The sequence below is a fragment of the Bacteroides sp. AM54-2NS genome, assembly GCF_003602935.1.
Taxonomy (GTDB): Bacteria; Bacteroidota; Bacteroidia; order Bacteroidales; family Bacteroidaceae; genus Bacteroides; species Bacteroides xylanisolvens.
The window spans coordinates 58,085-70,631 of record NZ_QTMZ01000021.1 but is presented as its reverse complement, the minus strand read 5'-3'; the positions used below and the strand labels follow the sequence as shown (position 1 = coordinate 70,631).

Here is a 12,547-nt window from a genome sequence, read left to right as displayed (position 1 = left end):
ATTCATTATTCAGACCTGATGATTATCAGAGTGATGATTATCAGAGAAATCGTTATTTCTCTTTCTTATAATTCTCCAATCCGATCTGCAAGAATTCGATATACTTAGGAATATCTTCGTTATAAGCATACGACTTATTCAACGGTTTGCCCTGATTGTCCAACAATACATAGAAAGGCTGGGCGTTGGCTCCGAATTTCACACGTTGCAGATAACTCCATTTATCGCCGACAGTACGCAAAGTACGTTCTGTACCGTTCTCGATTATCTTTACGGGCTCTGTCAACGGAGTCTTATTATCCACGTAGAGAGTAATCAGTACATAATCGTTATTAATCAAATCACTCACTTTCGGATCAGTCCACACCGCTGCTTCCATCTTACGACAGTTTACGCAACCATATCCGGTAAAGTCGAGCATAACGGGTTTACCGTTCAGACGGGCATATTCCATACCTAAGTCATAATCATCAAATTTCGCATGTACCTCGTTCTTATACAAATTGAAGTCTTGCGTCTGCATAGGCGGAGCAAATGCAGATACAGCCTTCAATGGTGCTCCCCACAAGCCGGGAACCATATATACGGCGAACGCTAAAGAGATTAATGCCATAAAGAAGCGGGTGACTCCCACCTTATCATCATCGTCATCATGCGGAAATTTGATCTTACCCAACAGATAGAATCCAAGCAAAGCAAAGATACAATCCACAGAGCCAGGAATGTTTCGCGGTCAAGCAGTCTCCAACCGTAAGCCAAGTCAGCTACCGACAAGAATTTAAGCGCAAACGCCAATTCGAGGAAACCCAGCGTTACTTTGATTACATTCATCCATCCGCCGGACTTCGGCATAGATTTCAGCCAAGACGGGAACAGGGCAAAAAGTGTAAACGGCAATGCCAAAGCAATGGCAAATCCTAACATACCGATTGCCGGAGCAACCACACTTCCTGTGGTAGATACCTGTACCAGCAGAAATCCGATAATCGGACCTGTACAAGAGAAAGATACCAATGAAAGCGTGAAAGCCATCAGGAAAATACTTAGTAATCCGGTCGTAGATTCCGCTTTGCTATCTACTGCGTTTCCCCATTTCGAGGGTAGTCTGATTTCAAACGCTCCAAAGAATGAAGCGGCAAAAATCACCAACATCAGGAAGAAGAGAATGTTGAAAATAGCATTGGTAGATAAAGCGTTTAATGCGCTGGCACCGAAAATCAACGTGATAGCCAAACCTAATGCCACATAAATCACTACGATAGATGCACCATACGTCCACGCATCACGAATTCCTTTCTTTTTGTCTTTACTGCGTTTCAGGAAAAAGCTGACTGTCATTGGAATAATCGGCCACACACAAGGAGTGAACAAAGCCAATAATCCTCCAAGGAACCCTGTAATAAATATATATATCCAGGACATATCTTCCTGACCGTGCTCCTCACCTAATGCTTGCAGATCACTGATAACGGGTTTCCAAAGTTCACTAGAGGCAACTGCCGGCTGAATATCCGTGGCTGCTTCCGTTGTAGTTGCAGGCACCAACTCCATCATAGCAGATGAGTCTTTCGAAGCAACAGAAGTTGCCTCTTCTTTCTTATCTGCCTTATCCACTACTTTTTGTTCCGGTTGTTCTGCTTTCGATTGTTCTGTTTTCGTTGCGGCAGCATTTCCGGCTTTTGCTACTCCCGAAAACTTGAATGGCACTTGAGTAGGAGGCAGACAACTCTCGTCATCACAAGCTCCGTATTCCAGATAACCTTCTATCGCGTAAGCTCCACCCGTAAATTTCACTTTCTGCACAAACTTTGCTGTATTCTCGAAATAACGTACCTTCATTTCGAACAATTTATCGAAAGTAGCTACTTCTTTGCCCACAGGCTTCAGTTTACCGACAAGTTCGACACCTGATTTATTATCAACATTAAATGTTGCAGAAATAGGACCGCCATCTCCCAGGTCGGTAGAATAAACATGCCAACCTTTATCAATGGTAGCTGTAAACACCACTTCTGCCTCCGTATCGGAGAGAGTTGTCAGCTCTGTTTTAAACTTTACCGGATCCTTGATCTGCGCTTGCAATGCATATACAACAAAGCTTAAAAGCAGGAAAGAAATTATTTTTCTCATCTTTATTTTTTAATTTATAATTCATAGTCTACGCATGCACGGCTTTCCTTCGTTTCAGCCAGAATCTTACCGGCAGCTACGTGGTCGGGATGCGTTGCATAGAATTTCACATCTTCTAATGTATCAAACTCACTGTAAAGCGCTATGTTCCATGTTTCACCGGGATTCATATTCAATCCGACTTCCACTTTGCGAATTACAGAGATTTTAGCAGGAAGAGCTTCTATTGCTTCCTTGAATTTAGTCATGACTATCAGTTTCTCTTCAGCAGGAACTTCGTCTTTTAACTTAAATAATACGATGTGTTTTACCATTACGTTGTTATTTTAATGAATTGTTTCTATATTTGTCTTGTTAATGCATACATTGCATTAATAGAAATGCAAAAATACTCTATTTGGTTCAAATATACATTTAAAGAGATGTTAATTATAGGAATAGCAGGCGGAACGGGCTCCGGAAAGACCACCGTCGTACGGAAAATAATAGAAAGCCTCCCCGCAGGAGAAGTAGTACTCTTACCACAGGATTCATACTACAAAGACAGTAGCCATGTCCCGGTTGAAGAACGCCAGAATATCAATTTTGACCATCCCGATGCTTTTGAATGGAGTTTGCTTTCCAAACATATCATGATGCTGAAAGAGGGAAAAAGTATCGAACAGCCAACTTATTCTTATCTCACTTGTACGCGCCAGTCCGAAACAATCCACATTGAACCTCGCGAAGTGGTTATCATTGAGGGAATCCTTGCTTTGTGTGATAAAAAGCTGCGCAATATGATGGATCTTAAAATCTTTGTAGATGCCGATCCCGACGAACGCCTGATACGTGTTATCCAAAGAGATGTTATTGAGCGCGGACGTACTGCCGAAGCTGTAATGGAACGTTATACACGGGTTTTAAAGCCTATGCACCTGCAATTTATCGAACCTTGCAAACGATATGCCAACCTTATTGTACCGGAAGGCGGCAGTAATAAGGTAGCTATTGATATACTGACTATGTACATCAAGAAACACTTGAAGAGTTGAGAGTGGAGAATGGAGAGTTGAGAGTTAAAAGCAAAATGTCAGGTATGAATGTCAAGACACTGATTATCCCTTTATTCCTCGTATTGTTCTGTTGTGTGTTCGGATGCCGGAACAAACAACATAGTACAACGGATGAATCCGCACGTGATCTTCCACAAATAAAAGATAGTGGCGAACTCGTTGTATTGACATTGTATAGCTCTACTTCCTATTTTATTTATCGGGGACAGGAAATGGGATTCCAGTATGAACTTAGCGAGCAGTTTGCCAAAAGTCTGGGACTAAAGCTTAGGATTGAAGTTGCCAAAAGCGTTGACGAGATGATTCAAAAATTGCTGGCAGGCGAAGGAGATATGATTGCCTATAATCTGCCTATCACCAAAGAGTGGAAAGACAGTCTGCTTTATTGTGGTGAAGATGTCATCACCCATCAAGTGATTGTTCAGCAAGGAAGAGGAAAACAGAAGCCATTAAAAGACGTAACCGAACTGGTAGGAAAAGATATATACGTAAAGCCGGGGAAATATTACGACCGCCTCGTCAATCTGAACAGCGAATTAGGAGGCGGCATCCGGATTCATGAAGTTACCAATGACAGTACTACCATCGAGGACTTGATAACGCAAGTGGCGCAAGGAAAAATCCCGTATACAGTAGCCGACAATGACTTGGCAAAATTAAATAAGACCTATTATCCTAATTTAAATATCGATCTATCTATCAGTTTCGATCAACGGTCTTCGTGGGCAGTACGAAAAGACAGCCCCGAACTGGCAGCCGCCGCTACTAAATGGCATCAGGAAAATATGACCTCTCCTGCCTACACAGCCAGTATGAAACGTTATTTTGAGAATAGTAAAATGATGCCCCACTCTCCTATCCTTTCATTGAAAGAGGGGAAAATTTCTCATTATGATGATTTATTCAGAAAGTATTCCAAAGATATCGGATGGGATTGGCGTATGCTGCGTCACTAGCCTATACAGAATCTAATTTCGATACCACCGCTGTTTCCTGGGCCGGCGCTAAAGGACTGATGCAGTTAATGCCTGCCACCGCCCGGGCAATGGGAGTACCTCCCGGCAAGGAGCAGAATCCGGAGGAAAGTGTAAAAGCGGCTATTAAATATATCGCCGCCACCGACCGCAGTTTCAGTATGATTCCCGACAAACAGGAACGACTCAACTTCATTCTGGCATCTTATAATGCGGCTTGGGACATATATACGATGCCATGGCGCTAGCCGAAAAATACGGAAAGAACAAACTAGTATGGAAAGACAATGTAGAAAACTTCATCCTGCTCAAAAGCAATGAAGAATACTTTACCGACCCTGTCTGCAAAAACGGGTATTTCCGTGGTATCGAGACTTACAATTTCGTCCGTGATATCATGTCGCGCTACGAATCTTACAAGAAGAAAATAAAAGCATGATTAATATTAAGTATTAAGTATCAAGTATTAAGTATTACGCCATGCGGATAAGCACCTCAAAGGCCACGGTTAATACTTAATACTTGATACTTAATACTTATTTTTTGGTTACTAAGCTGATTACGATGATGGCTAATACAGATAATGGTAAGGCAAATAATATCGGATCAATCACAGGGAAAGGATAAGTGGTAATCAATACATCCCGTCCAAATAATGCTTTGCAGATACCTAATGCTGCAGATTCTTTCTGATGAAGAAATACAAGGGCAAACAGGCTACCGATTGTTCCGACCCAAAGACTTGCCATGACACCCTGCTTAGTAGCTTTCTTCCAATATAAAGCACAGAAATAGGCTGGAAGGAAAGCTGCAGCACAAATCCCCATAAAGATAGAAGTTCCACGGGCGATAATATCATGAGGCAACATATAGCAAATAATGTAGCTGACCAGAATAGAGAACAATACTCCCAGACGAATCACGTTGGTCAGTTTATTCCGCGAACGGGGTTTATAAGTTCCATAGATATCAGAACCTACCGAAGCCCCCATTGTATGGAACTGCGAGCTTAGTGTAGACATACTGGCCGAAAGGATACATAACATAAAGAGTGCGGCAAACCAGTCGGGCATCGCTTTATTAATAAAATATGGAATAATCTTATCGATGTCCTGCACTACTTCGGTAGCAACCGCTCCTTCTGTTTTCAGGAAGAAAAGGTTACTCAAAGCTCCGGCATGATAGATAGCTCCTACTGTTATAATCAAAAAGAAACAACCGATAAATACACCGCGGTTTAATTGTTTGCTACTTTCCACAGTCATAAAACGAACCACTAGCTGGGGTTGCGCAAGACATCCGATTCCTACTCCTAAAATAAGGGAAGTAACAAGTGAGTACCATTGCGGTGAACCTGTAACAGGCATTGCAGTCCATCCCTGATGTCCCAATGCTTTAAATTTTTCCGGGACTAACGGAGCAATAGCAGTCAACTCTTTATTCGCCTCGGTAAAACCCATACCGAGCACCTGGTATAAAGAGAATAATAGAAACAGCATGCAACCGAACATGATTACTGCCTGCAACGCATCTGTATACATGACTCCTTTCATACCGCCTGCAATAACATAAGCAGCAATAACCAATGTAAATATCAACAAAGAGATATTGAAATCAATCTGAAAGATCTGTTCGATAAATACAGCTCCACCTTTCATCACAACTGCTGCATAAAGCGGCATTCCGACAAAAATAACAGCAGCAATAAATACCTGTATATTACGGGAACGAAAATGACGCCCTAATAATTGAGGAAAAGTGCTCACATTCAGTTTTGCACCCATACGCCGGGTGCGTAAACCGAAAAAGATAAAAGCAATGACAACCCCAATAAACATATTCAGGAAACAGAGCCACTGAATACCCATTCCGAAAGCTGCCGCCACTCCTCCAAAACCTACAATAGCAGATGCAGAGATAAACGTAGCACCGTAAGAAAGTGCCATAACAATAGGATTCATCTGACGTCCGCCTACCAGATAGTCACTGGTATTCGTTGTTTTCTTGTATCCCAAAAAGCCGAGGTAAGCAAGTGACAGGAGATATCCTATCACAATCAAGCCGAGTGTAAATGTATTCATCGAGTTTCGTCTTTTTCGTCGTCCTTATTCCAATACTTCAGCCCAAACCAGGCAGCAAAGATCACACATACCACTGAAAGAAGGTAAGGCAGAATTATAAAAGGGTCGTCTATTCCAAACATTTGCGTATCAGATTTTAATTAGCGTTGCAAATGTAAGGAAATTATTGAAAAGACAAAACTTTTGCTTACTAATACTGATTATAATGTATCTTTTTCTCGTCAAATTTCTGTTTCGGGTTCTCTTTTGTAGCCGGATAGCCGAAAGGAATGACACAAAGCGGAAGGATATTATCAGGTAGATTGGTATATTTGCGTACCACCTGCATACGGTCTTCATAAGGATAGGCAGCCGTCCATACAGCCCCCAGTCCCAGACTTTCGGCAGCCAGCAGAATATTTTGCGCTGCTGCTGAACAATCCAAATACCAATAAGACGAACGTACAGAATCTCCGCAGACAATGATAGCGTTACGGGCTTGGGTTAACATCTTTGCATAAGGAAGCGCAGCAGCCATTGAATCCAGTTTGGCACGGTCGGATACTACTATAAACTCCCAAGGACGGACATCTTTACCCGAAGGGGCAGCCATTCCGGCACGAAGCATCAAGTCTATTTTCTCTTTCTCCACTCCCTTATTCAGATAAGTACGCACACTTTTACGTGCGAAGATATTATCCAAAGCAGCATTTCCGGTTTCGGACGTTCCTTTTTCTTCTTTGGTAGAAGAACATGCGCTCATAGCAACAACTATTGCTGCAATCAGACATAAGAAAAAGAAAATCTTTTTCATTGTGATACTATTTAAAACAGATTCAACTTATTTTTCTGCGCCTCTTCCAATGAAACCGTTTCACGTTTCAGCAGACCGCTTTTTTCACGAAGCGCCTCATATTCGCTATTCAGTTCGTTCACCAATTCGGCTTTCAGCTGTGGATTCAATAATTTGGAAGCAACACTTGCATTCTGGGAAGCATCTTTCAAATGTACCACCGGAGCGTGATAGACAGGAGCAATCTTCAATGCCGTATGCATTTTCGATGTAGTAGCCCCACCAATCAGAAGAGGAATATCCAGTCCTGCTTTTTCGAGTTCCAAAGCCACATGCGCCATTTCTTCCAAAGAGGGAGTAATCAGACCACTCAATCCGATCATATCCACTTTTTCTTCAATGGCACGCTGCACAATGGTTTCCGCCGGCACCATCACTCCCAAGTCTACAATATCATAACCATTGCAAGCCATCACCACCGCTACAATATTTTTTCCAATATCGTGCACATCGCCCTTTACAGTTGCCAGCAACACTTTTCCAGCCGCGGCGCTTCCTTCCACTTTTTCCGATTCGATAATCGGCTGCAGGATAGCTACGGCTTTTTTCATCGTACGGGCAGTCTTCACAACCTGGGGAAGGAACATTTTACCGGCACCAAACAACTCGCCTACATAATTCATTCCATCCATCAACGGGCCTCAATCACATCGACTGCTTTATCATAAAGCGGCAATGCTTCCGCCAAATCCTGTTCAAGGAAATCTCCAATTCCTTTCATCAAGGCATATTTCAAGCGTTCCTGAACGGGTTCTTCTCTCCACGCATCTTGTTTGGCAGCTGGTTGTCCGGCAGTTCCGCTCATAGTTGCTTTCAGCGATTCCGCCAATTCTATCAGACGTTCCGCTGCGTCCGGACGACGATTCAAGACGACATCTTCTATCTTTTCCAATACATCGGTCGGGATATCACTATATAACACGGAAGTACCCGGATTCACAATTCCCATGTCCATTCCTTGCTGAATGGCATGATAAAGGAATACAGCGTGCATCGCCTCACGGATATAATTATTGCCACGGAAAGAGAAAGAAAGGTTACTGACTCCTCCGCTAATATGAGCACCCGGAAGATTCTTTTTGATCCATGCGGTAGCTTCAATGAAATCTACGGCATAGTTATTATGTTCTTCGATCCCCGTAGCTACGGCAAGTACATTGGGGTCAAAAATAATATCATGAGGATTAAAACCTACTTTATCTACCAAAAGACGGTAAGCCCGTTCGCAAACTTCTATTTTACGGGCGGCTGTATCTGCCTGACCTTTCTCATCAAAAGCCATTACGACGGCGGCCGCTCCATATTGGCGGATGATACGGGCATGTTCGAGGAAAACTTCCTCGCCTTCTTTCAGAGAAATGGAGTTAACGATTGACTTTCCTTGCAGACATTTCAGGCCGGCTTCAATCACTTCCCATTTGGAAGAGTCAATCATTACCGGAACACGGGCAATTTCCGGTTCGGACATGATCAGATTCAGGAAAGTAGTCATCTCTGTCTTTGCGTCCAACAGTCCGTCATCCATATTGACGTCAATCACCAAGGCACCATCTTCCACTTGTTGACGGGCGATGGAGAGAGCTTCATCATATTTCTTTTCGTTTACCAGACGGAGAAACTTACGAGAACCGGCTACGTTGCAACGTTCGCCAACATTTACAAAATTAATTTCCGGTTTGACTTCCAATAGTTCAAGCCCGGAAAGCCACATACAATCCGGTGCAAGAGCAGGGACGTGTGGTTTAGCACCTTTCACGAGGGCGGGATATTCGGCAATATAGGCATCCGTCGTTCCACAACAGCCGCCAATGATATTGATTAGTCCTTCTTCAATATATTCTCTCACTTCGTGAGCCATATCAGCAGGTGTCTGGTCATACTTACCCAGGCTATTCGGTAATCCGGCATTCGGATAAGCACTAATATAATAAGGTGCACGAGCTGCCAGTTGTTCAAGGAATGGTTTCAATTGGCGGGCTCCGAAAGAACAGTTTAAACCGACAGAAAAGATATTGGCATGTTGCACGGAAGCAAGAAATGCGTCCAATGTCTGGCCGGACAATGTTCGTCCGCCAATATCGGACACCGTTACAGATAACATGACAGGGACTTCGACGCCTGTTGCTTTCATTGCCTGTTCGGCTGCAAAAATAGCAGCTTTGGCATTCAGGGTATCAAAGATTGTTTCGATCAGAATGGCGTCTACGCCACCTTCAAGCATTGCTTCCATCTGTTGCTGATAGGATGCAGCCAGTTCGTCGTAACTCAAAGCACGATAAGCCGGATTGTTCACGTCCGGGCTCATAGAGCAGGTTTTATTGGTTGGTCCCACAGAGCCGGCTACAAAACGCGGTTTATCGGGATTCTTTGCAGTGTACTCGTCGGCAAGATCACGGGCTAGTTTTACGGCTGCCAGATTCATCTCACGCACGTATTCTTCTACGTGATAATCAGCCATAGAAACTGTAGTCGAACTGAATGTATTGGTTTCGATGATATCCGCACCTGCTTCCAGGTATTTACGATGAATATCCTGAATCACGTCGGGACGTGTGAGACACAATAAGTCGTTATTCCCTTTCAACTGTCCGGGAATATGCGCAAACCGTTCACCACGAAAATCTTCTTCCTTGAGGTTATATTGTTGAATCATTGTACCCATTGCCCCATCCAGAATAAGGATGCGCTCGGATACGACTTGAGAAATTGTCTTTTTCATTACCCTATCACATTAATACCTAATTACCTACTCTGCCATCTTCTGCCAGACTCTTCGCAGTCTGGTGTTTATCTTATAGCGGCTTTTAGTTACCGCTTGAACATTCTTGCCATATCTCTACGGTCGTCTTTCTCCTTTATAGATTCTCGTTTATCGTATTCTTTCTTACCTTTCGCCAAAGCGACTACCAGTTTCGCCAAACCTTTCTCATTGATAAACAAGCGTACAGGAACAATCGTAAAGCCGGGATTTTTCATCTCCCGCTGAAGTTTCTCCAATTCTTTTTTATTAAGCAACAACTTCCTCTCTCTACGTGCCGTATGGTTATTGTACGATCCATAGAAATATTCGGCGATGTGCATATTCTTCACCCACAATTCGCCTTTCGTAAAATAGCAAAACGTATCTACCAGACTGGCTTTTCCCAAACGAATGGATTTTATTTCCGTACCGGTCAATACAATACCTGCTGTGTAGGTATCTATCAGCTCGTAATCAAACGTAGCCCGTTTATTCTTTATATTTACAGGAGGTTGTTTCATCTTTACTCATTAATTAAGTATGGCCGTCAGCCTATTAAACACGATCTGTATCACCGCCGGACATAGTATTAACAATACAGACGACAAAAGGGTGTATTTTAATCGTTGTTTTTCTTCTACTCCCATCAGTATAGGAACTCCCTCCCATACCACATAGACGATGTAGAACTGCAGCAACCAAGCAATAATTCTAAAATCAGGTAATAGTCCGGTTACTATCTGAAGCAGGAAAGACACAACCAATGCATATCCTGCAAACTGTTGTGTCAACGGCATATTGCTATGCAGACCAAACATCCTTGTTCCCATTTCATTGATGGCATAAGCTGCCAGAAAATAGCCACCGAACAGGGCTACAGCTACGGCGCAACAATTGGTCATAGCTATCTGGAAACTTTGCGGACCTCCCCACCCATTCGTCAATAACGAACCGATGAATACGGACAGACCGCATAAACCAATCATAGGATAGACAAAAGCCATATATACTTTTCGCCTATCCTCTTCCATAGAAATTTCCTCCCAGGCCTTGGCCGGAGAGGAAATCAATTTCATTGCTATGTTAAATAGTTCCTTGTAGTTCAATGTTATTCTGTAAATGCGTAATCATATTCAACCGAACGTTCAACCGAAGTTTCCTTCCCATCCTTATCGACCAATTCATCTTTTGAGTTATTGATTTCAGCTGTCAGTTCCAGGTATTTCGGTAATTTGCCTGTTTTCTCCTTAAATGCAGCAAGAGCAGCTCTAATTGAATAAGCCCTATAAGCATATGTAAAATTAGAACGAGTTACGGTCTCACCTGCATCCTCAACAACATGGCTAATATATAGTTTTAACTTAGTGTCAGAGGCAGTCATTGCTTCAGGATCATAAGAAAGAACAAATGAATGCTTCTTTACTTCTGAATCTTCAACACTAGAGTTTGTAACTTTCACCCAATATGGCATTGTCAAAACGATTGTATTTTTGTCATAATAAACCAAACTTGACTGTTGCTTATCCAATGAATAAAGAGGATTAGTAGGTTCCGTTTTTTGAGGATTCAAACCTTCATTACCTTTAGGGTCAATACAAAGCGGAGTAGATAGCAAAGTAACTGGTATACTAGTACTATTTGCTGTCACCTGTGATTGGTCATATTGGCATGAAATTATATACATATTTCCATCCAAAAAGCCCAATTCTGTAGTTGGAACCAACTTCGTAGTTGCATCCCCCATCAGAAATGATCCAAAATTATACTTAACAGGAACAGTCATTGTAACATTGTGGTTATCATCTCCATTCATACAAGAAGTAACTGACATACCCATAACCACAGCCATCAAAGCCACCAAGAAAAATTTCACTTGTTTCATAAACATATTTTTTAGATTTTGCAAAGATATAAATTCTAATTCATAATTAATAAATGCAAGTACTTAAAAAATACTGCATCAGTTACTTTATTATTTTGCAAAAAGTTCCAAATGATCATCTACGTAGCTTGCAATCAATGCTGTGACTTGTTCTTCCATCTCTAAATAGCTTCTTCCAACTCATCAAAAGCTTCATATTGCTCGTACATAGCCATAAATTCATCATCCGTCCGTTCCTTTTCCAAATCTTTCCGGTTGGCATCAAAGATTTTCTTAGCCTTATAAACTAATTTCGAAAACTCTTCCGCTCCCCACAAACGCATCACTTTCGCAAACGGATTATCAAAGATATAACCACCATAGCCATTCTGAATCAATTGACAGAACCCGCCAACCATCATCTCATCACGAAAAATCTGATAAGCCAGCAAAGAATGTTGTTCTCCCGTCAACAAAGGCATCGTCTCCGCAGTCAATTCACCACCGATTACCTCTTTATATTTATCTGTAAACGCCTGGATAAATTCATCCATTCCTTCACCCGCAGCCTTTTGTAAGGCTGATTCTACAACTTCGATCATAATCTTCTTTATATAATGATGCAGCAAAGCTACGAATTTTATTCTACATCCAGTAATAATCCCTCCATAATCTTGCCAATCTTAACTCCATTATCCGTCCTCCACGTTCTTCACACGATCCATATCATCTCATTTACAGACACTTCCTGTGAACAAATCATATAAAACACGGTATTCACATCCTTCACAGAATATGTATTTCACAGTTTCACCACATAGTGAGAACCAATACTTGCTATATTAATAGAAACAGGCAAATAGCATATATATCC

General features: G+C 42.1%; 8 protein-coding genes and 4 pseudogenes. 2 read left to right on the top strand and 10 right to left on the bottom strand.

Annotated elements, in window-relative coordinates; genetic code table 11:
- Nucleotides 1–52 precede the first annotated feature (52 nt).
- Together DXA05_RS14335 and DXA05_RS14330 are read right to left on the bottom strand one after the other, a co-directional pair.
- Nucleotides 53–2,130, bottom strand: a pseudogene (locus DXA05_RS14335) (cytochrome c biogenesis protein CcdA).
- A gap of 14 nt (nucleotides 2,131–2,144) precedes the next feature.
- A complete protein-coding gene (locus DXA05_RS14330) occupies nucleotides 2,145–2,444 on the bottom strand; it encodes a Dabb family protein (protein ID WP_015532802.1) in 300 nt (99 codons plus the stop codon).
- 108 nt (nucleotides 2,445–2,552) lie between these two features.
- On the opposite strand from DXA05_RS14330, the gene udk reads away from it, so the two are divergent.
- A complete protein-coding gene (gene udk, locus DXA05_RS14325; RefSeq protein WP_128859295.1) occupies nucleotides 2,553–3,164 on the top strand; it encodes a uridine kinase in 612 nt (203 codons plus the stop codon).
- A 44-nt stretch (nucleotides 3,165–3,208) separates the two neighbouring features.
- Nucleotides 3,209–4,598 (top strand): annotated as a pseudogene (locus tag DXA05_RS14320) (transporter substrate-binding domain-containing protein).
- Nucleotides 4,599–4,695: 97 nt separating this feature from the next.
- Here DXA05_RS14320 and DXA05_RS14315 read toward each other — a convergent pair.
- The 8 genes and pseudogenes from DXA05_RS14315 to DXA05_RS14285 form a co-directional block, all read right to left on the bottom strand.
- Nucleotides 4,696–6,240, bottom strand: a complete 1,545-nt coding sequence (locus DXA05_RS14315; protein WP_015532799.1) for a sodium:solute symporter family protein — start codon at nucleotides 6,238–6,240, stop codon at nucleotides 4,696–4,698.
- Nucleotides 6,237–6,362 (bottom strand): symporter small accessory protein, encoded by a 126-nt coding sequence (locus DXA05_RS28400; protein WP_004296931.1) that lies wholly within the window; start codon nucleotides 6,360–6,362, stop codon nucleotides 6,237–6,239. The genes DXA05_RS14315 and DXA05_RS28400 overlap by 4 nt, the downstream gene beginning before the upstream one ends.
- 68 nt (nucleotides 6,363–6,430) lie before the next feature.
- Nucleotides 6,431–7,033, bottom strand: a complete 603-nt coding sequence (locus tag DXA05_RS14310) for a nitroreductase family protein (RefSeq protein WP_128859294.1) — start codon at nucleotides 7,031–7,033, stop codon at nucleotides 6,431–6,433.
- Nucleotides 7,034–7,044: 11 nt separating this feature from the next.
- Nucleotides 7,045–9,791: pseudogene (gene metH, locus DXA05_RS14305) on the bottom strand (methionine synthase).
- 89 nt (nucleotides 9,792–9,880) lie between these two features.
- Nucleotides 9,881–10,333, bottom strand: coding sequence for an SsrA-binding protein (gene smpB, locus DXA05_RS14300; RefSeq protein WP_008643258.1), 453 nt, complete (start codon nucleotides 10,331–10,333; stop codon nucleotides 9,881–9,883).
- Between the two features lie 9 nt (nucleotides 10,334–10,342).
- Nucleotides 10,343–10,888, bottom strand: coding sequence for a Yip1 family protein (locus tag DXA05_RS14295; RefSeq protein ID WP_008643257.1), 546 nt, complete (start codon nucleotides 10,886–10,888; stop codon nucleotides 10,343–10,345).
- 32 nt (nucleotides 10,889–10,920) lie between these two features.
- Nucleotides 10,921–11,694, bottom strand: coding sequence for a hypothetical protein (locus DXA05_RS14290; protein WP_117809150.1), 774 nt, complete (start codon nucleotides 11,692–11,694; stop codon nucleotides 10,921–10,923).
- Between the two features lie 90 nt (nucleotides 11,695–11,784).
- Nucleotides 11,785–12,275 (bottom strand): annotated as a pseudogene (locus DXA05_RS14285) (DMP19 family protein).
- Between the last annotated feature and the right edge of the window lie 272 nt (nucleotides 12,276–12,547).

Bases quoted from the DNA above. Each gene is read 5' to 3' on its own strand.
- DXA05_RS14290 (WP_117809150.1), bottom strand. From the start codon at position 11,694: ATGAAACAAGTGAAATTTTTCTTGGTGGCTTTGATGGCTGTGGTTATG.
- DXA05_RS14315 (WP_015532799.1), bottom strand. From the start codon at position 6,240: ATGAATACATTTACACTCGGCTTGATTGTGATAGGATATCTCCTGTCA.
- DXA05_RS14295 (WP_008643257.1), bottom strand. From the start codon at position 10,888: ATGAAATTGATTTCCTCTCCGGCCAAGGCCTGGGAGGAAATTTCTATG.
- smpB (WP_008643258.1), bottom strand. From the start codon at position 10,333: ATGAAACAACCTCCTGTAAATATAAAGAATAAACGGGCTACGTTTGAT.
- DXA05_RS28400 (WP_004296931.1), bottom strand. From the start codon at position 6,362: ATGTTTGGAATAGACGACCCTTTTATAATTCTGCCTTACCTTCTTTCA.
- udk (WP_128859295.1), top strand. From the start codon at position 2,553: ATGTTAATTATAGGAATAGCAGGCGGAACGGGCTCCGGAAAGACCACC.
- DXA05_RS14330 (WP_015532802.1), bottom strand. From the start codon at position 2,444: ATGGTAAAACACATCGTATTATTTAAGTTAAAAGACGAAGTTCCTGCT.
- DXA05_RS14310 (WP_128859294.1), bottom strand. From the start codon at position 7,033: ATGAAAAAGATTTTCTTTTTCTTATGTCTGATTGCAGCAATAGTTGTT.